We start from the raw sequence: 19,703 nt of genomic DNA, 5'->3' as shown, positions 1-19,703 counted from the left end.
TCACTTCACCCCTGCTACAACTGCTTTCTAAATTTTTTTATAAATGATTCATAAGATGCATCATGAATCATCTCTTTGACACCATTATATTTTACCAAATATTTAAATAATTCTATGAAAATAGGTTCCCACATTTTGAACTGTGCCTTGGCAATACTGATAAGAAACACCACTTGTACATGATGTTCTTCCCACATTATTGGTTTATCCAAAATCAATGTTGCAATGGATGAAATGGTTGTATCATTGTATATTGGATGCGGAATTGCCACGAGATTCCCAATCTCTGTAGGGGATGCTTCCTCCCGCTCAAAGACGGAAGCTTTTGTGGCATCGTTCATGAGCCCTTTACTCTTCAATTGTTCAGTTAAAAATTCAAGCGTTTCTTTCTTGTTTTGGAATTGCAACCCGACATTAAAGCAGTCAGCCCGGAAAAAAAGGTCTATCTCTGATTCTGTTGCCGCATTCGCCGAGAAAAATCTCTGTTCTATCATGTTGACTTCATTCTGATTCAGCAAATGATGCAACCAAACGATTTTGTCTGAAGAAATATGCTTTATGGAAACCGTTGTAATAACCATATCTACACTGTCAATAGCTGCTTGATCCAATTTGTATCCCGGAACCGTATCTACAACTTTAATTCTAGTTTTAAAATATTCCTCGAGTCGTGTCCGAATTAAAACCGCTGTACCTATTCCGGTAGCACAAACAAGAAGTGCTCTTCTCACATAGGCGTCGTTCTTAATGTCTAGCCTGCTTAATGCCGCACCGAAATGAATTGCTATATAACCTATTTCATTTTGATTTACTATAACATGGGCTTTTTTCTCAATAAAGCTGCCAGCAATTACTGCAATCTGAAATGCCAGTGGATATTCAGATTTAATAACTTCCAAAACATCATTGCGAATATTCATCTGGAACCGCATACGTGGAATCGAAGCTTTAAGATGTAATGCCAGCCATTTAATCAAATTCGCATCCTGAGTAAAATCTATACCTACAGTTTCATTTACTACGGTCAGTATTTCTTTGACTATTTTCTCCATATGCGCAAAGGGTTGTTCATCCACATCCATATATTTTTTGCTCGCTAACAAATGCTGTGTCAAATAATATATTTCACTTGTTGCAACATCCACGTGCATTTCGCGGTAAATCTCCTTAAAAATAGAAGCTGCAACCTCGAATTCATTCGTCTTTTCCAAAATCTTCGTCTGACTAGCCGGATACACCATATAATTCTCTTGTTTCATTCGCTTCATTATAATAGCTATATGCACTAACAAATTCTGCACTGCCATATCTGTCAAGCGAATCTCATAAGCCGTAATAACACGTAAAATAATTCTTTCTACTGTATCGAGATCAATGTCCTTAAATAAATGCTGATAAAATATATCCTTATACGTACTTTCACCTTGTTTTTTATTCAAAATATACTCTGATATACAATAACGAATTTTTGTTTCATTGCCATCAATTCGTAAACCATTCGTCTTATAACTTACAAGCTCTAAATCATATTCTGCAAGTTTTTTAGCCACCTCCTTTAAACTGATTTTAAGTGTCGAAACACTGATATAGAGGTCATCTGCGAGCTGCTGTTGTGTAATCTGTGTATTTTCCAAAGCATTATATAAGAATCTCTGGATAATAAACTTCACACGATCCTCCGCGGAAACAACATATGCATTTGTATACTCTCCCTTCATCAGTTTTTGAAATAAATCAGCCTCTTGAACTTCCAGATTGTAACCTGAGCGCGTATCCGAATGAATCACCGCACCGCACTCTGCTAGATAAGCGCCTGCATTTTTTACATCAGTACGAATCGTTCGCGAAGAAACTCCGATAAACCGGGAAAGTTCTTCTCCTGTCATACGATTCTCATGCTGTTGAAGCAATCTGATGATTTTTTGCTGTCTCTTACTTAGCATGTTTAACAATCCCTCCTGCTTTGAATTCAGTTTAACAAAAAAGCAATGGTATAGCATAGTTCATCTATTTCCTATCATTGCGGAAATAGTCTGTCATTTATGCGGAACCTGCCCTCAACTCTTACAAAGCGCGAATCAATCGCTAGTTTTCGCGCTCCCTTCATTGCAATCGTTTCTTCAGGACACACTTTGATGCTTACATAGAATATAAACTGTTGATAACTATATAGTTTGAATATTTCCTCACAATGAGGAAATATTCAAACTATGTCTAAAAAGCCCTTTCTGATATAACTTATCTTGTAAAATAACTTATGTCAGAAAGGGCGATCTTTATGGAAATGATGAAAGCATTAGTCATTGAGGGAGTACATGAACTCATTTATAAAGATATTCCGGTTCCTGAGCTTCAAGATGATGAGGTCTTGGTTAAAGTAAGGGCCTGTGGTATTTGCGGCTCCGATATACCGAGGGCCAAAGATGGTGGGGTACATTCTTATCCGATTGTCATTGGACATGAATTTTCTGGTAATATTGTGAAAATCGGTAACCAAGTTAAAAATTTTAAAGAAGGTGAACGAGTGACAGCGGCACCACTGATTCCCTGCCATTCTTGCGAAAATTGTTCCAAAGGGCGGCCAGCTATGTGCACACATTACTCTTTTATCGGTTCCCGTCAGAACGGAGCAATGGCTCAATATGTAGCAGTTCCATCACGTAATATCGTCCAAATAACCGATAAGGTCACCTATGAACAAGCGGCCTGTATTGAACCTATTACCGTAGCCATTCACGGAATTGAACGAATTGCACATTTACAGAGTGGCAAGACAGCTATTGTCTACGGTTGTGGAACGATTGGTATTCTCACCATGCAATGCCTTAAAGCAAAAGGTATCGAATGCGTTTATGTAATTGACATCGAGGATGAAAAACTGGAACTCGCAAAAAAAATGGGAGCATATAAGACAATTAATTCTTCAGAAATCGATGTGCCTATGTATTTTGAAAAGCATGGCAAAGTTGACTATGTTTTTGAAACAGCCGGAGTTAACATTCTGCAAAGTCAGGTGCTCAGTCTTGTAAAAAAAACAGGTTCAGTTGTTTACATCGGTACGGCACACCACGACGTAACGATTCCTTCAAAAATATTTGAGCTTATACTTCGTGGCGAACTTAATGTGACAGGCTCATGGATGAGCTATTCAGCCCCTTTTCCCGGCAATGAATGGAAAGCTGCAATGGAATACTTACAATCTGGCAAAATAAGAGTGGATGAAATGATTACGCACAAATTTCATCTTTCAGCCGGATACCGAGCTTTTAAAGCGATGCTCGATAAAAGGCAAAATTCATTAAAGGTGATGTATGTAATGGATTAAGATAATAATGATGCCATGCATATTCTAATAAGTGTTAAATTAAAATAAAAGTATACAAAGGGGACGGTGGTTGAGTCTGCATAAAGACACTCCCACCGTCCCTTCATTTTCACTTTTGATTAGTTAGCATCCCTTTACCTCGGTATTCGAGTTATTGGGAAAAATTATATCATCGCTTTTTCTTTTTGCACTCGAGCTATTATTTTTACTTATGAATTATTCCGGATTCACTTCAAGTATATTCCGATTGTAAGTTGCTGAATCTATTTCATTCATTATTCTACTAGTAGCAACGCCAGCGATCATGGCTCCGCTTACATTCAACGCAGTTCTTCCCATATCAATCAACGGTTCAATGGCTATCAGCAAACCGACGATTCCCACTGGCAAACCCATTGTTGAAAGCACGATCAGAGCTGCAAACGTAGCGCCGCCGCCGACACCCGCAATCCCAAAAGAACCGATAGCGACAATAATTACTAACTTAATTAGGAAAGCGAGATCAAGAGGGTTAATACCCACTGTAGGAGCAACCATCACGGCCAGCATCGCTGGGTATATACCAGCACAACCATTCTGTCCAATGCTTACTCCGAAAGAAGCCGACAAATTTGCGTATCCCGAAGGCACCCCCAACTTATTGATCAGTGCTTCAATAGTTAGCGGAAGTGTTCCCGCACTCGTCCGAGATGTAAAGGCAAAAATCAGTACAGGTATGACTTTTTTGACATAAATAACGGGATTGAATCCCATCAAAGCAAGTATTATCAAATGCACTATAAACATCATGATAAGTGCTACATAAGAAGCAATTACAAATTGAATTAGTTTGTAAATATCGGCGTAATTACTTGTAGACACAAATTTAGTCATCAATGCCAAAATTCCATAGGGCGTCAATACCAATACAAAATCCACAAGCTTCATCACAATATCATTTGCTGTCTGGATTGCATTGACGAAAAATTCCGCAGATTGAGGTTTCGATTTCTTAATACCCAGCACGGCAATACCAATAAACGTTGAAAAGAAAACAACTGATAATGTATCCGCACTACCTTGACCAGTCATAGCATAAAAGGGATTGGTTGGGATTATTTCTATCAACTGCTGCTGCACAGGTTTGGTATTAAATGAAGTCAATTTTCCTTCAACGCTTTTTGCAGCACCCATCTCAGCCTCGCCTACCTGCAGCCCCTCCGCCGTCAAATGAAAAGCTAAGGAAGACCCTGCTCCTATTACACCCGCAATAGCAGTAGTGAAAAGCAGTATGCCGATAATCAGTCCTCCAACTCTACTAAGAATTCTAATATCCTTCAGGTTCGTGATAGCTGATGTGATTGATACGATAATTAAAGGCATAACAATCAACTTGAGCAACCGTACATAACCCGATCCTATTACATCAAACCAACTATTCGATTGTTTAATAACATCCGATGAACCACCAAAAATACTCTGCAATACGCCACCAAATATAGCTCCAAAAATAAGTCCTGTCATAACTCGCATCCCAAAACTCATATGCTTACGTTGCATATAATATAAAATATACACGAGTCCAAGTATTGCTATAATATTAATACTTACTGCTAAATAATGAATCATATTTCTCCTACCTTTCGTAATTAACTTATTCCCGACGATAAAAATTTGAACTTGTAATGACTTTTTTAATACTATTGTTCACACACGTCTTTCATTCATAGAACGTTTGCTTTTAAGCCTTAGGTTATCTATTTCTCTGTCTAAAGAAAAAATAAAAGACTAAGGGAACCACATAAGCAGTTTCCTCAGCCTTCAGTTTACTGATCAGCCAATAAATATCCTACATACGTAGTATAACACACTCTTTTATCTATGCCAATATTTTTGAAGTCATAAATTATTCCTGTTTTGTGGTCTACATGAACGTCTTTAGTGAAGATTTCGCAGCAGACCGACGTTCTTCAGGAACTTTGCTATACCGTCCTCGTCATTGGAAGCCGTGGTCTCATCCGCGGCTTCCTTTATTTCTTGCGGTGCATTGCCCATCGCCACGCCAAGACCGGCATACTCCAGCATATCGACGTCATTATAGTTGTCGCCGAAAGCAATAATTTCCTGAGGCCGCAGGCCGAAATCATCGAGCAACACGCGGATGCCGTTCGCTTTGGAAATCGAAGCCTCTATGATTTCAAGCAAAATCGGGCTGGAGCGCACCACATGGAGCAAAGGAAATGCCACCTGCAGTTCACGCTCCATTGCCTCGCAAACAGTCGGTTCGCACATGCACAGAAGCTTATGCGGCAGCTGCCCCTGCGTCAACAGCGAGATGAACTCAGCTTCTCTCGGCATCGCCTGCGTGATCGCAATCTCCCGCTGCACATGGGGATCGCCAGTCTCACGTACATACCAGGTATCTCCCGCATAATAATTAACAACCGCCTGCGGCCAGCGGGTCTCTATTTGCCCCAGGATGCATGCTGTTTCTTCAGCAGGCATTCTTTTGCTATAGACCTCGCGCCCGTCCGCCAACAAAACCAGCGCACCGCTGTAGCTGATCAGGGGAATCCTTATACCGATGCTTTTTAGGATGTGCTGGATTGCAGCCGGCATACGGGCAGATACCAGCACAAAGGGAATCCCCTCCTCTGTCAGCTGTTTTACCGCCGCTGCCGTAGTCGGCAGCACTTCATGCTGCGTGGTTAAAAAAGTTCCATCAATATCTGAAAAAATCGCTTTATAGGACATAAGTTCCTGCCTCCATCTGTTATTTTTTCAAACGATATCTACCCGAAAATCAATACTGCAGATATGCATTGATTTCTTTTTGTAATTTGTTCAGCGCATTGTTGAATGGTTCGACATTGTTGATGATTTTACGCAATTCATTGTCCGCCCGCATCATCGCCGAAGCATATTTGCGGAACTTCGGCGGCACAGTCGCATCGCTCATAACTTCGCTGATGATCGATACATCAATTTTTTCATCCCCGGGTGCATCCTTCATCAAAATCTGCCGAGTACGCTCAGAACCGATCACTTCCCGACGTACAGGAAGCCCCTGGGAATCGCTCAGGACCAGTTGTTGGATCTCTTCATCATAAGAGAGCTTCTTTAAAAATGCCCAAGCCAGATCTTGATGCGCTGTACGGGCACTCATGCCGATGAGCATCGTATTAAGCTCTGAGGTGTTTTTACCGGACGGCCCAGCCGGCAGTTTGATGCAATCCCATTCAAAAGCCGCATATTTCTTGATCCGCCAAGGATACGGCTTATACGTGCGGTACTCGGCGAAGGTGAATGGACGGAACGCGACTTTTCCCATATCAAAATCTTTAGCCGTCACGTTATAGCCATGATTGACAGCGTTAAGCTCCATCATAAATTTTACGGCTTCTTCCATGCGGCTATCGGCAAAATTCGAAAAATTTCCGTCGCTGCGGAAAAGTTCCAGCCCATTGGTGACAACTGCTTGCTGCCAGTTATAATCATAAAAACCAAATTGATCAATAATGCCGTCCCCATCCGTATCTTTCGTAACCTTGCGGCAAATGGATAAAAAATCCTGCCAAGTCCAATTGTTGTCCGGCATCGGTATGCCTTCACGTTCGAGCAGCGTCTTGTTGACAAACATCAGCGTCGGATCGCTTTCAAACGGCAAGGCATATTGTTTTCTTGCATATTGCCCATAGGTCAGCGCCGCCTGATAATAATCGTCGCTAGAAAAAGAATCATCGCCCACTTCAAGCGGGTCCAGCTCTTTCAAGACACCAGTCGAAGCATAGAGATTAAAATCATCGGCGAGTACAAAGAACACATCCGGTTCTTTGCCGTCCAGAACCTGCTCGGCCAGCCATTCGGCATAATCTTCTTTTTTGATGCCGCTCACATATGTCACCTTGACGTCTGGATGTTCGGCCTCAAAACTCTTGATGGCTGTATCCACGATCGCGTAAGAATCCCCCGCCGGCACATTCCAGTTACTACCGGCAAAAACACCGACACGAATGACCTTCGGTGCCTGCCGGAGACATAAAGCATAATTCACCGCAAACCCAGACAGCAAAAGCGCAACGGCAGCAAATACTATTTTCCACTTTTTTTGCTGAACAATCATTCTGCTCCCGCCTATTCTTCCGGCTCGCTCTTTTGCACCATGCCGGTCTGCACCGCCCAAATCGCCAGCTGGGTGCGGTCACGCAGATTGAGTTTGCTGAGCGCCGTACTTAAATTGTTACGCACCGTGCCTTCCGACAGATTAAGCTTGCCCGCGATTTCCCGGTTCGACAAGCCCCGCCCGACCTGGCAGACGGCTTTTCGTTCCGTGCGCGTGAGTTCCTCCACGCCGCGTTCCTCGACTTTTACGGCAAAATTGTTCTGAGCCATCTCGGAAAAAAGCTTCACAACTTTCGTGATGATGTTCGGATTGATCATCGCGCCACCGCTCACAACAGCCCGAATGGCATTTGAAAGTTCCGTCACCGATACGCCTTTCAGCAGATAGCCGCTCGCTCCATACTTTAAGGCATTGTAGACATACTCATCGTCATCGAAGGTCGTCAAAATAATGATCTTGATCTTCGGATATTTTTCCTTGATAAGATTCGTGCACTGCACACCATCAATCTCCGGCATGCGTACGTCCATCAGGATCACATCGGGCTGCTGTTTCTTTAAGAACTGCAGAACTTCCGCGCCATTTTCGGCCACGCCGATGACCTCCATGTCCGGATTCATATTCAAAACAATCTCCAGGCTCTCACGGATGAGTTCCTGATCATCTGCAATCAACACTTTTATCATCATAACTTTCCTTCCTGCTCATGGGAATCGACGCCTTTATGATAAAGCCGTTTTCCCCTTCGCATTGCAATGTTCCTTTTAACAGCGCCAGCCGTTCCTGCATATGCCGCAAACCGAACCCCGGCTGGACATTGCTACAGCCGATCCCATTATCCTCCAGCAGAATCTGCAGTCCGTTCTCCTCACAGGTAATCGCGATTCTGATCTTCGCCGCATGGCCATGCCGGTTAGCATTCGTTATGCCCTCCTGCACCACGCGGTAAATGACCTCCTCTTCGTCCTCCCGCAAATGCTCCGGCCAGCCGGTCCCCATCAGTTCAATACGCATGCCGCTGGCGGCCGAAAAATCCTCCACCATCTGCTGCAACGCCGCTTTGAGAGAAAGCTTTTCCAAACCATCCGGGCGCAGCTTTTTCACCGAACGCCGCACATCCGTAATGCCATGACGTGCCGTATCACCGATTTTCTGCAGCTGCCTCTTCGTGAAATCCGGTGCTGCATCAATCGTTGCCAGACAGGCATCAAGCCCGGCCGCAATACCGGTCAGTGCGTGACCGAGCGTATCGTGAATCTCGCGAGCCAGACGGTTCCTTTCCCGAGTCTCCGCCATGCGCTCAACTTCGATTGCATAGACTCTGAGCTGTTCGTTGGCAGCATTAAGCTGAGCATTGAGCGACTTTATCCGTTCTTTTTCCTTCTGTTGGCTCTGAACGAGCATGATCATATACATGACGAAAATAATCAAATTGAACGAAGTAAAAATATTGCAGGCAGCCTTCAGTACGCCTTGTACCGCCGGATTATAATACGAAATATACGCTTCAATCGGTACCATCTTCATCTGCAGAGCCGCCAGATTATAATTGGCGATCAAATACAATCCCAGCATCGCGAACATCAACAGTACCCGCTGATTCTTGCCCTGATAGCCATGCACGAGATCAGCCACAACCATGAGTACTACACCGTCATAAGCCATATTGATGCTGCGCATGACCACCACACAAAAAAAGATCTCCAGGAATAGAATCAGATATTTCCAAAGAGATTCCTTGAGACTGTCCTGACGGTATAGAAAGCTCATTCCCAGGAGCCCTAAAAAAGAGAGGACGGCCAAGCAGAAAATTTTCTGCGCCGGCCATGGCACAACGGACAACGGATCAAGAAACGATCGGGCCGCCAGGGAAAGGTTAATCTTTGCCTGCGTAACACTCATAAAACCGGCCAAAAGAAAAATCACAAGCCCATTAAAGCTATACATGAAATAATGGATACCGGATATAGTTTGTCTGTTCTTCGCTGCTGTCATCAGTCCCACCCCGCGATGTTATAGCGAAATACATTTTCCCGTGTCAAAAGATCTGTCGGCAATTTTATGAGTTTATCGCCATGGATTCCAGCCAATATCTCATACGCCCGTGCCGCAGCGATACGTCCCATAACCCGTGGTGACTGCAGCGCGGTTGCTGTCATGTGCCCATCCGCGATCATTTCCTTCGTCTCCGGTGCCCCGTCGACACCATAAACACGTACGTTTTGGAGTTGCCCCGCATTCTTGAGTGCCGCCATAGCGCCCATCGCCGCCGGATCGTTGAGTGCCATGACAATATCGATATCCCTATGTTTTGCCAAAAGCTGTTCCATTGCCGGCATAGCGAGTTCCAGCTGGCCTTTGCACTCCGCCGCATCAATGATGTTGAACGAAGGATATTTTTGTATCGTGTCCGTAAATCCCTGAATGCGGTCTACCGCAGATTTCGCTTCCGAATGCTTGAGCAAAACAATGTTTCCCCCGGGGGCATTTGCCGCCAAATGTTCAGCGCATTCGACCCCTGCCAAATAATTATCCGAAACAATTGTACAGGCTACAAGCTTATCATCTTCCACATTCGTATCGATCACAATGACGGGGACATGTGCCTTATAGGCGATCTCAAGTGCCGGACCGATTTTCTGCCAATCCACAGCATTCAGGAATAAAACATCAATCCCACTGTCGATAAGCGCCTGGATCTCCTCCGCTTGACGCGAAACGCTCAGTGCCGGATCACGTGAAATCAGAATATCGCCATGATTTTCGACCACCGCCCGGATTTCTTCATCAATGATTTCATAAAACGGATTATTAAGTGTCATATAGACCGCACCAAATTTTATTCGATGTTCATTCTGACGCATCGAATAATCCTGCGCTAAAAACCTGTCTGTCAGGAACGCCAGCACTCCGCCGACGAGTAGCAAAAGCAGCAATAAAAGCAACCTTTTTTTGCATTTCTCTAACATGATTCACCTCGCATCCTGCAACAACACTTTGCTAAAATTATACTACTTTTCTGACTGGAAAGGCACTCCGGATAGAACCAAAGAAAAGAGATGCTGTCCGATACACGATCCGACAACATCCCCGGTATTTATTGTTTTCCCTTTTCAACCAACCCTAAAATCTTTGCGACATTTTTGCGACCGTTCACGATACCCCTACGCACAAGCAGTGCTGCTACAAAGGCGGCCGTTGCGACCACGCCGCCGCTAATACCTGACACAATCTTTCCCGGCGATGTCTGAAAACTCCACCAGACCAGAACGATTCCGATCCCAGACATTGCGATCAGCAGCCGAAACCAGCACTCAAGATTCTTTACCATCTTGAGCTGCAGCGTTGCTTCCCGTAGCAGCGCATCCTGTTTTTCCGCCTCCATAGACATCCTCCCGTGCGAAAATCCGCGTTTTTAATAAGACAAGCCCGGATCAAAGAATCCAATCAAAACACCGACAAAAGCGACAATAACGAGCAACAGCATGACCATCGTCGGTGAGATGTTCTTCTTCGTCATGAGCCACCAACAGAAGACAACTGCAAGTCCCGAAAGCATCTTCGGATAAATGCCGTTCAAGGTTTTCTGCAACTCTCCGCCCCCCGGCAAAACAAGCGAAGTATTGATGTTGATCCAGGAAGCGGCAACTGCACCGATGACAATCGTACCGATCATGATGATCGAATCACGAATGGCCTGTGCCTGTTCGCCGACGAGAACTTCAACGGCTTTACCGCCAAGATCATAGCCTTTAAAATATGCATACCGCATGCCGAACCACATCAAAACGTTCCAAACAACAATGTAGAAAATCGCCCCGAGTGGATTGCCGTCGCCCGAAAGTCCGAGTCCGATACCGAGAAGAATCGGGATGAGCGTCCCGACAATCATCGAATCGCCGATGCCGGCGAGCGGACCCATAAGACCAGCGCGAATACCATTGATGGCCTCGCCGTCGATTGGCTGTCCATTGGCTTTGGCTTCTTCAAGACCTGCCGTCATACCGACAACAAGAGCGCCGATTTGAGGTTCCGTATTAAAGAAAGCCGTATAGGTCTGCATCGCATCTTTTTGCTGTTCCTTCGTATCATAGAGCTCTTCGACGACTGGTAGCATCGCACACAGATAGCCGAACGTCTGCATATGTTCCTGAGAAAAGCAGGTTAGATTTCCATAAAACCATGATAAGAACGATTTATTCAGCGTCTTTTTCGATAGTTTCTTCATGATCAGATATCCTCCTCATCATCGTCATCTGCTGCTCCTGCCGGTGCCGCAGCACGTTGGTTCTGCACCATGATGACCTTATAATTGATAATCGCAAAAAATGAGCCGATAATCGCCGATGCAATGAGATTGAGGCCCATGCAGGCCGCAAGCGTGAATCCAAAGAAAAACGTGATGAAATCGAGTGGTTTTTTTACAACCTGTTTCAAAAGGATCGCAACACCTACTGCTGGAAGCAAGCTGCCGACCGTGAAAAGCGTCTTCATCGCAATGCCGCTCATCGGCAGATAAGCTTTCATGACATCGACCATACCCGCACCAGCCATCGTGATGACAAACGTTGGAAGAAACGAGAAAATGACATGCGAAATCCAGGGAAGCCCCATATCTACCAGATACAGCTTACCGAAATCACCTTTTTCGACAGCCTTCCAGCCAATATGCTGCCAAATGAGATTCGTCGTCGCCGTACTATAGAACAGCACCGTACCGAGCGTACCAACGGCTGCACCAAGTGCGGCCGCCATCGCCTGTGCCTGTGGCGTTGCCGGATCAAGCCCCATCCCCTTAACTGCACAGATGGCAAGCGGAATACCGATATAGCTGACGGCGCGGACATCGGCTGAAACCGTGCCGCCCGGCGTCACGAGCGCAATATAGATGATCTGGATCGCAGCACCAATAATAATACCAGAACGAACATCGCCTAAAATAAGACCTACGATAAGACCTGCGACCAAAGGACGACCGAGCGTATAGTTACCAAACGTGGTTCCGCCAAGACCCGGCATACTCGACAAGCACGCACAGAGGCCCAACAAGGCGGCTTGAATTGCATTGATTTCCATGACTGATCACTCACTTTCTTTTTAATTAAAACCAAATTGGCCGCGGAATTTTTTCCAGTTGCCAATGGCTTTTTCCTTGATGAGGGCGAATTCAACTTCATAACCAGCCTGCATGATGGCTTCCAATGCCTCAGCTTCCGCCTGCGTGATTGACTGGTTGCTGCCAAGCTGGACTGCACCCGGACGATCGTTGCATGGACCGATAATAATTGTCTTGATGCCTGGATCAAATTTCTGATCGACCAGGATCCTTTTCATATCAATCGGGTTCTTCGTAATCAGGAAATAGCGCGTATCGCTTTCGATAACCTTCTGACATTTTTTCTGCCAATCTACCATCGACCAAACAAAAGTCTTCTTGCCCGCAGCGTTCTTATACGCAGCTTTCAGTACCGGATTGGTTGCTGCCGCATCATTAACAGCAACCAATCCGTCGCACGGATATTCGAGCGCCCAACGCGTACAAGTCTGACCATGGATCATGCGGTCATCTACTCTGACAAATGTAATCGACATATTATTCTTCCTCCTCAGATGTCATCTTCGTCTTCATCTGTTACAAGTTCGAACTCCTGAATTGCGTCCTTCGCTTCAGCGAGTACCGTTCCTTTGCACACAGACGGATCAAAGGCCTCCCCGCTCAGTACCACCGTAAGCGCCATCGGCAGATTCATGCCGCCAAAGGCCTGCGTCACCGGCAAGAGGCCTTGGCTTGCCAAAACATTCATCGCCGTCGTGAGCGGCGAACCGCCGATGATATCCGCCAATAATACGATGCGGTCCTCCAGCGTGATTTTCGCGCTGAGCTTCGTAAAAGCTGCCGCATATGTATCGGCATCCATGCCGTCTTTAAGACTTACAGACAATACATTCTCGCGATCACCGGCAATCATTTTCACAGCCGTATGCAGCCCCGGCGCAAACTCGCCATGGCTGACCAGAATTACATAAAACATCGCTTTCCTCCTTTAGAAATAATAACTATAATTTCCATATTTCGAAACGCTTTATAATATTCCGACAATTAAGATTTTACCATAACGTAAAAAAAAAGCAGCTGAACATTGTCACCAATTTCAATGACATTCGTCACCTTTTGAGTACGAATGTCATTTTATTCTGTTATCAAAACAACCACAGAAAGGGCAGATTGAATTTCTTCAATCTGCCCTTTCTTGTATACATAATTTCAATTCAATGCTTTCCTAGCAGTTTCAAAACTATCAAATCCAAACATTGGCTTGACTTGTCAGAATAAATCGGTGGTCTTGTTCAATAAAATTGTTTAAATTTGAATATTTTACTCGGTTATCTTTCTTATCGAAATCCGCCATTTAATCTGTTCGCATAGCCCAATATGGTTCATGTCTATTGTTATTCTATGCGGGGCCGCCCGAATTATGGCTTGAGGATAGGTAATCTTGAAGGTGGCGATCCTTGCTCAAGAGCAGATGAGGCATTTGTCCTCCAGCGCGTTCATATGCGCGTTGAATCAGTTTGTCACGATTTACAACCACCCGCTCGTGTTTGCCGTAGCCTATTTCACCGTGTTCATCATAGGCCACGATATTAAAGATCATCCGGTCTCCACGCACATCTGCCAGAGTGGCTCTGACTTGTACATTCATGCCAATTACAGTGGGCACTGTATGCGTAAATTCCATTTTATGTCCGACACTAACGAATCCCTTCGGAAGATAATCCTCAACAGTGTCAACTGCAGCATCCATCATCATTGCGGCAAATGCTGGTGCAGCCAGCAGATCAGGCAAGGCTCCCGAACCAACACTCGCTCCGGTATCACGCTGTTCTACATTTCTCTGTTTAACTTTGTACATTCCCTGTCGTTAACAGAGATTCAAGCTCTATCATCTGGTTACCTCCCTTTTTAAATTTGAATTATTTACTTTTCTTATTTTGTGTAGTATGCCAAAAGGTATACTAGAACCGGTTAGAAACACATTACGTGTGCTCATGACTCGAATACTTCCATTTAAATAAATGCTGTGATAATCTCCATATAGATTGCAGTTTTCATCTGCAATTTTGATTTACAATGCAATTGTCCTTTTTCACGGATACGACGGCTTTCTCGCCAACAATAGCAATAGGTAATGATTGGTTCAAATCGCCATACACAGTACAGCCATTTTCCACAATGGCTGCTGGCCCAATAATAGCATTTTCAATATATGCGTCAATGCCGATGTACGCTCCTGGCATGATCACTGAATTTTTAACTTTAGCCCTTTTACCGATGTACGAATCGGCAAATATAATAGAGCCATCTATTTGTCCCAAAATAGAAGACCCGTCACTAATCAGTGATCGCTTTGAATGATCAATACTCGCCGTTATGAGTGGTAAGGTGGAATATATGGGCCACGTCATATCCTCAATGTCAAAACCGGGTGGATCTGATAGCAGGTCCATATGTGCTTCATACAAACTAGCCACTGTTCCTACATCCTTCCAATAGCCATTGAAAGGATAAGCAAACATTGCTTCCTCATGAGCAATCATAGCGGGAATAATATTCTTCCCAAAGTCATGACTAGAACTTGAATTTTCCTGATCCATTTTTAGATAATATTTTAATTTAGACCAGGAAAATATATAAACCCCCATTGAAGCAGTATTATTTCTGGGAAAAGTAGGTTTCTCAGTAAAATCTTCGATGGCACCATTGGAATGGGTCCCTAAAATCCCAAACCGCGATACTTCAGCCCATGGAACCTTAACAGTGGCAATAGTTGCAACAGCTCCCTTACTCTTGTGGTAACTCAGAAGCAGATTATAGTCCATTCTATAGATGTGATCTCCAGATAGGATAAGAACATATTCTGGAGAAAACCGTTCAATAAAGTCTATGTTCTTGTATACAGCGTTAGCTGTACCATCATATAAATCGCTTCCGTCAATAGGCGGAAGTGTGTGTATCGTACAAGGGGTACAATACAGTTCAGGTTGCCGTCCTGTACTAATTTGATTATCCAGCTTAAACGGACAGCTGGAAGTCAGCACACCGACAGTATCAATACCTGAGTTATAACAGTTGCTCAAAGTAAAGTCAATTAGACGATATCTGCCGCCAAATGGTATGGCTGGCTTAGCAATTTGGGTTGTCAGTGCCGCTAGACGAGTCCCTTGGCCACCTGCCAAGATTATAGAAAGGCATTCTTTCTTAGTCATATTTCACCCCAGAATAGCTTAAAATGATTGAAAAGACATGATAATTCATGCCTTTTCGACGATTATTTATTACTAATTTTTGATATTAAAGCTATAATTCATACAGGAATTATTATCCCAATTATTAATTGGATCTTTAAAAGCAACATTCAAAGAATCCGCATTTGCCGCTTGAATTGTTGCTTCAAAACCAGAAGAAGTGCGAATCATTTTAATGTCCCGGCTGCCTTGCCAATGTTTACCGAAACCGACATGTGCGTATACCTCACAAGCCCCACTCTGAGCTAGTAATCCATTGTAAACAATGGTCACATTCTGATATTTTTCAGGATTACTGGGTTTAACAATAACACCATTGGATAAATATTTTTTACTCGCAGCCTTGAACATAAAAATTCCTCCTTTCATAATATTCTTATTGTGCCTAGTTCTTTTTTTTAAGATACCTAAAAGAACCATTACTAATTTTGCCACTTTTAATTTTAAATAATTCAATACGATCAAACTGGGATTGACTTGCGGATAGTTACCTGTTATATCTTGTCGCAAGCTCAGCAAGCTGTCCGGCTAGCTTGTCGGTTAGGGTAGCTTTTCGGCAACGCCATGCCCAGTTTGCATCACCTATTGTGCCGGGAAAATTCATGCGAGCCTCACCACCCAGGCAGAGAATATCCTGCATGGGAATAATGACCGTATTGGCATTACTCGCATAAGCCATTTCAATTAGTTTCCAGCACAGTTCACCAGATGTCTGACCATCCTCAAACTGCAGTAGCTTATTTACGCACTCAGCCACACAAGGCGCGGCAGTCAAAACGTATTTATACCAACCTACGGTCGTATCATTATCATGGGTGCCGGTATAAATGGCGGTATTTTTTTCACACATAAGCGGCATACATTCGCCTGCCTCGTCCCTGTTAAAAGCAAAATGTAACACTTTCATGCCAGGAAAATAGAACTCATTTTTCAGATCATCTACCTCTGGCGTAATGATGCCCAAATCTTCGCTTATAATCGGAAGTTCACCCAAGTATTTCTGCATAACGGTAAAAAAGCTGGCCCCCGGCCCCTTGACCCACCGTCCGTTTACAGCCGTAGTTTCTCCCTGCGATATCTCCCAATAAGACTCGAAGCCACGGAAATGGTCAATACGAATAACATCTACCAAATTTATTAGAATACTAAACCTTTCCCGCCACCATTTATAATCGTTTTGCGCCATTCTATCCCAGCGATAATGAGGATTTCCCCACAATTGGCCGTTTGCACTGAAATAGTCTGGGGGTACTCCCGCTACCTTGACTGGCAGCCGTTCTTCATCCAGTTCAAAAAGTTCTGGATTAGACCAAACGTCGCTGCTGTCATACGAAACAAAAATAGGCAAATCACCAATAATTTTTACCTTTTTGATTTTAGCGTGATGTTTAAGTTTCGACCATTGTGTAAAAAAGACGTATTGCAAAAATCGGTGATAGTTAATTTCTGGTGCCAACAACTTTTGGTAATATTCAACTGCTTCCTTCACCCTGGAGGCAATATCTTTGGGCCATAAATTCCACGGCCGACCACCAAAATACTGTTTAAGTGTCATAAACAGAGCATAATTATCGAGCCAACTACTGTTTTCTTTTACAAATTTTCCGTATATAGCTGGCGGTTCCTGCTTCCCGAAAATACAAAAAGCTCGTCGCAGCAGTTCTTCTTTAAAGATTTTTACCTTATCAAAATTCACCTTATCCTGATCAAATATTGGATGAGCTTTGACTTCCATCGCCGACAACAGTCCATCTTTGACAAGCCTGTCCAACGAGATCAAATAATGATTGCCAGCAAAAGCCGACAAGCACTGATAAGGAGATTCGCCAAATCCTACTGGATTCAGCGGAAGAATCTGCCAATTTTTTTGTTTTCCTTCATGAAGAAAATTAATAAAATCATAAGCTTCTTCACCTAAATCACCTATACCGTATTGAGAAGGCAGAGATGTAGGATGGAGCAGCACGCCGCATTCCCGCTTAAAAGCAGATTTTTCCACCTGCAACAACAGCTTTCCTTCCAAGGGCTGTAACGTGATAACTATTTTTCCACTTTTGACGGAAATATTGACATCCTTATTCAAAACATCTATCATAGACCCTCGGCACCACGGGCGAACATCCAGTTCTACTGTTAACGCTTGGTTTTTATTGCGGTTAAAAGCTACTAAAAACGTATTATCAGCCTTGATTTGTCCAAATACATCTCGCCCACCAACAATTCGGCGAACATAAGCATATACATCAGCCTCAGCTTTTATAATAATCCATTGACCAGTCCGTAAAGCGTCATATTTGTTCCGATAGCCAATAATTTGTCTATACCAGGCCTGCAAATCTCCATCCTCATGATCCCAAGGATAGGTTCCGCGATTAAAAGGATCTATATATCCTTCGACTCCAGCCTCATCGCCATAATAAATACAGGGCACACCTGGAAACGTCATCTGCCATAACACTAGCATTTTCAGTCGCGCTATAGCTAGTTCTTTCTGCTTAGCACTCAGCCGATATTGGGCCTGCTCGGCAATTGATAATTCACTATCTGGTGGAGCTTCACCTAACAATGTAAGCACCCGTGGAACATCATGAGTTCCTAAAAAATTCATCAGTGCATAAAAAATTTCTTTAGGATAATTTTCACACATACTCATCAGAACTTGATGAGTATATTGAGCATCAACATAGCCCAACACAAAGTCCAACAACGCTTTCCGCAATGGATAATTCATTACCGAGTCCAACTCTTCGCCCTGCAAATACTGACGCAATTGTCCGTAACTAGTTTTACGTGAAGCGTCTTCCCACACTTCACCGATGAGAACAGCTTCGGGGTCAGCAGCTTTTAAAGTCTTATACAGTTTTTTTACAAATTGCTCAGGAAGCTCATCCACCACATCGAGACGCCAGCCTTTAGTACCTTGCTTAAGCCAATATTTTACCACACTGTCTTCGCCTTCGATGATAAAATCTACATAGGAAGGTTCCGTTTCTTCGACATTCGGAAGAGTATCAATTCCCCACCAAGATTCATAAACGTTAGGATAATCAATAAACCGATACCATTTATAATAAGGGGAATCTGGAGACTGGTAAGCACCTGTCCCCAGATAGCGTCCCTCCCGGTTAAAATACACACTATCACTGCCGGTATGACTAAATACACCATCAAGGATCACTGTAATACCTAACTTTCTAGCCTTCGCACACAACTCGGCAAACAGTTGGTTATCGCCCAGCATCGGATCAATTTTTTTATAATCACCCGTATCATAACGGTGGTTACTGGCTGCTTCAAAAATCGGATTAAAATAAATAACGCTAATACCCAGTTCCTTAAGATAGGAAAGTTTGGCCATAACGCCCCGAAGATTACCGCCAAAAAAATCATAAGACACGATCCGCTTAGTATCCACATCCCTAATATAATATGGAGTATTTCCCCAATCGCTATGGATCACACTGCCTTTCTTAGGATTAAGAATTTTGCCGTCAGGCTCACCATTATAAAATCTATCAGGAAAAATTTGATACATAACCGCTTCTTTAAACCAATTTGGCGTGTTCAGACCCTTTTTAAATACTGTAATCTGGTAAGAAGGTGGTGGAGCATCATAGATTTGTCCGATTCCGCCTAAAATAGCGGCATTATTGCCATAGTAACGCTGTATACCCTCTAATGTCACCATAAAATAATACCATAAAACTCCTGAATTACTTGGAGCTGAGATTTGAACCTGATATGTCCGACAATCACCATTGACTTGCATCTGCTCCATAGTTGTAATGGTTTCGCCAACACCATCCTGCCAAATTCTCAACAGCACAGTCTCAGGCACTTTTTCTGATTCAACCCTCAACTTCAACAATATCTTTTGTTTACAAGAAACAGCCCCAAAGGGGCTGCGAAAAGCTATTTCCTGCGAATTATGGAAAATCAAAGCTTGTTTCACAATGATCATCTCACTCC

At 43.6% G+C, this 19,703-nt stretch carries 17 protein-coding genes; 1 reads left to right on the top strand and 16 read right to left on the bottom strand.

What is annotated here, in order from left to right; genetic code table 11:
* Nucleotides 1-14: 14 nt before the first annotated feature.
* Nucleotides 15-1,943, bottom strand: a complete 1,929-nt coding sequence (locus Ga0466249_RS12115) for a BglG family transcription antiterminator (protein ID WP_215829709.1) — start codon at nt 1,941-1,943, stop codon at nt 15-17.
* Between the two features lie 335 nt (nt 1,944-2,278).
* Here Ga0466249_RS12115 and Ga0466249_RS12110 point away from each other — a divergent pair, with 335 nt between their 5' ends.
* Complete coding sequence (locus Ga0466249_RS12110; RefSeq protein ID WP_215829708.1) at nt 2,279-3,325, top strand: galactitol-1-phosphate 5-dehydrogenase; 1,047 nt, start codon at nt 2,279-2,281, stop codon at nt 3,323-3,325.
* 216 nt (nt 3,326-3,541) lie between these two features.
* On the opposite strand, the gene Ga0466249_RS12105 is transcribed toward Ga0466249_RS12110, so the two are convergent.
* From Ga0466249_RS12105 to Ga0466249_RS12035, 15 genes are all read right to left on the bottom strand, one after another.
* Nucleotides 3,542-4,828, bottom strand: coding sequence for an L-cystine transporter (locus Ga0466249_RS12105; RefSeq protein ID WP_281422635.1), 1,287 nt, complete (start codon nt 4,826-4,828; stop codon nt 3,542-3,544).
* 414 nt (nt 4,829-5,242) lie between these two features.
* Complete coding sequence (locus Ga0466249_RS12100; protein WP_215829707.1) at nt 5,243-6,058, bottom strand: Cof-type HAD-IIB family hydrolase; 816 nt, start codon at nt 6,056-6,058, stop codon at nt 5,243-5,245.
* Between the two features lie 49 nt (nt 6,059-6,107).
* Nucleotides 6,108-7,427, bottom strand: a complete 1,320-nt coding sequence (locus Ga0466249_RS12095) for an ABC transporter substrate-binding protein (RefSeq protein ID WP_215829706.1) — start codon at nt 7,425-7,427, stop codon at nt 6,108-6,110.
* 11 nt (nt 7,428-7,438) lie between these two features.
* Nucleotides 7,439-8,116, bottom strand: coding sequence for a response regulator transcription factor (locus Ga0466249_RS12090; protein WP_246588660.1), 678 nt, complete (start codon nt 8,114-8,116; stop codon nt 7,439-7,441).
* Entirely contained in the window at nt 8,088-9,422 is a 1,335-nt protein-coding gene (locus Ga0466249_RS12085; protein ID WP_215829705.1) for a sensor histidine kinase, read from the bottom strand. Before Ga0466249_RS12085 ends, Ga0466249_RS12090 begins: the two co-directional genes overlap by 29 nt.
* Complete coding sequence (locus tag Ga0466249_RS12080; protein ID WP_215829704.1) at nt 9,422-10,396, bottom strand: sugar ABC transporter substrate-binding protein; 975 nt, start codon at nt 10,394-10,396, stop codon at nt 9,422-9,424. The genes Ga0466249_RS12085 and Ga0466249_RS12080 overlap by 1 nt, the downstream gene beginning before the upstream one ends.
* Before the next feature lie 128 nt (nt 10,397-10,524).
* Nucleotides 10,525-10,812, bottom strand: a complete 288-nt coding sequence (locus Ga0466249_RS12075) for a hypothetical protein (protein WP_215829703.1) — start codon at nt 10,810-10,812, stop codon at nt 10,525-10,527.
* 30 nt (nt 10,813-10,842) lie between these two features.
* Nucleotides 10,843-11,655, bottom strand: coding sequence for a PTS system mannose/fructose/sorbose family transporter subunit IID (locus Ga0466249_RS12070; RefSeq protein WP_246588659.1), 813 nt, complete (start codon nt 11,653-11,655; stop codon nt 10,843-10,845).
* Nucleotides 11,656-11,657: 2 nt separating this feature from the next.
* Nucleotides 11,658-12,503 (bottom strand): PTS mannose/fructose/sorbose/N-acetylgalactosamine transporter subunit IIC, encoded by an 846-nt coding sequence (locus tag Ga0466249_RS12065; protein WP_215829702.1) that lies wholly within the window; start codon nt 12,501-12,503, stop codon nt 11,658-11,660.
* A 21-nt stretch (nt 12,504-12,524) separates the two neighbouring features.
* Nucleotides 12,525-13,019 (bottom strand): PTS sugar transporter subunit IIB, encoded by a 495-nt coding sequence (locus Ga0466249_RS12060; RefSeq protein WP_215829701.1) that lies wholly within the window; start codon nt 13,017-13,019, stop codon nt 12,525-12,527.
* A 14-nt stretch (nt 13,020-13,033) separates the two neighbouring features.
* Complete coding sequence (locus Ga0466249_RS12055) at nt 13,034-13,459, bottom strand: PTS sugar transporter subunit IIA (RefSeq protein ID WP_215829700.1); 426 nt, start codon at nt 13,457-13,459, stop codon at nt 13,034-13,036.
* 423 nt (nt 13,460-13,882) lie between these two features.
* A complete protein-coding gene (locus tag Ga0466249_RS12050; RefSeq protein WP_215829699.1) occupies nt 13,883-14,341 on the bottom strand; it encodes a thioesterase family protein in 459 nt (152 codons plus the stop codon).
* Nucleotides 14,342-14,537: 196 nt separating this feature from the next.
* A complete protein-coding gene (locus Ga0466249_RS12045) occupies nt 14,538-15,695 on the bottom strand; it encodes a glucose-1-phosphate adenylyltransferase (RefSeq protein ID WP_215829698.1) in 1,158 nt (385 codons plus the stop codon).
* Between the two features lie 72 nt (nt 15,696-15,767).
* Nucleotides 15,768-16,244 carry a carbohydrate-binding protein gene (locus Ga0466249_RS12040; RefSeq protein ID WP_246588658.1) on the bottom strand — a complete coding sequence of 159 codons (477 nt, stop codon included), beginning with the start codon at nt 16,242-16,244 and terminating at the stop codon, nt 15,768-15,770.
* Nucleotides 16,222-19,695: a bifunctional glycogen debranching protein GlgX/4-alpha-glucanotransferase gene (locus Ga0466249_RS12035; RefSeq protein WP_215829697.1), complete on the bottom strand. Its 3,474-nt coding sequence runs from the start codon at nt 19,693-19,695 to the stop codon at nt 16,222-16,224. The genes Ga0466249_RS12040 and Ga0466249_RS12035 overlap by 23 nt, the downstream gene beginning before the upstream one ends.
* Nucleotides 19,696-19,703 lie beyond the last annotated feature (8 nt).

Source organism: Pelorhabdus rhamnosifermentans (assembly GCF_018835585.1).
Taxonomy (GTDB): Bacteria; Bacillota; Negativicutes; order UMGS1260; family UMGS1260; genus Pelorhabdus; species Pelorhabdus rhamnosifermentans.
The sequence above is the reverse complement of the archived record's forward strand: the minus strand, read 5'-3'. Positions and strand labels throughout refer to the sequence as shown.

Bases quoted from the DNA above. Each gene is read 5' to 3' on its own strand.
- Ga0466249_RS12045 (WP_215829698.1), bottom strand. From the start codon at position 15,695: ATGACTAAGAAAGAATGCCTTTCTATAATCTTGGCAGGTGGCCAAGGG.
- Ga0466249_RS12060 (WP_215829701.1), bottom strand. From the start codon at position 13,019: ATGTCGATTACATTTGTCAGAGTAGATGACCGCATGATCCATGGTCAG.
- Ga0466249_RS12115 (WP_215829709.1), bottom strand. From the start codon at position 1,943: ATGCTAAGTAAGAGACAGCAAAAAATCATCAGATTGCTTCAACAGCAT.
- Ga0466249_RS12090 (WP_246588660.1), bottom strand. From the start codon at position 8,116: ATGATGATAAAAGTGTTGATTGCAGATGATCAGGAACTCATCCGTGAG.
- Ga0466249_RS12070 (WP_246588659.1), bottom strand. From the start codon at position 11,655: ATGAAGAAACTATCGAAAAAGACGCTGAATAAATCGTTCTTATCATGG.
- Ga0466249_RS12075 (WP_215829703.1), bottom strand. From the start codon at position 10,812: ATGGAGGCGGAAAAACAGGATGCGCTGCTACGGGAAGCAACGCTGCAG.
- Ga0466249_RS12080 (WP_215829704.1), bottom strand. From the start codon at position 10,396: ATGTTAGAGAAATGCAAAAAAAGGTTGCTTTTATTGCTGCTTTTGCTA.
- Ga0466249_RS12105 (WP_281422635.1), bottom strand. From the start codon at position 4,828: ATGACAGGACTTATTTTTGGAGCTATATTTGGTGGCGTATTGCAGAGT.
- Ga0466249_RS12095 (WP_215829706.1), bottom strand. From the start codon at position 7,427: ATGATTGTTCAGCAAAAAAAGTGGAAAATAGTATTTGCTGCCGTTGCG.
- Ga0466249_RS12050 (WP_215829699.1), bottom strand. From the start codon at position 14,341: ATGTACAAAGTTAAACAGAGAAATGTAGAACAGCGTGATACCGGAGCG.
- Ga0466249_RS12065 (WP_215829702.1), bottom strand. From the start codon at position 12,503: ATGGAAATCAATGCAATTCAAGCCGCCTTGTTGGGCCTCTGTGCGTGC.
- Ga0466249_RS12055 (WP_215829700.1), bottom strand. From the start codon at position 13,459: ATGTTTTATGTAATTCTGGTCAGCCATGGCGAGTTTGCGCCGGGGCTG.
- Ga0466249_RS12085 (WP_215829705.1), bottom strand. From the start codon at position 9,422: ATGACAGCAGCGAAGAACAGACAAACTATATCCGGTATCCATTATTTC.
- Ga0466249_RS12110 (WP_215829708.1), top strand. From the start codon at position 2,279: ATGGAAATGATGAAAGCATTAGTCATTGAGGGAGTACATGAACTCATT.
- Ga0466249_RS12035 (WP_215829697.1), bottom strand. From the start codon at position 19,695: ATGATCATTGTGAAACAAGCTTTGATTTTCCATAATTCGCAGGAAATA.
- Ga0466249_RS12100 (WP_215829707.1), bottom strand. From the start codon at position 6,058: ATGTCCTATAAAGCGATTTTTTCAGATATTGATGGAACTTTTTTAACC.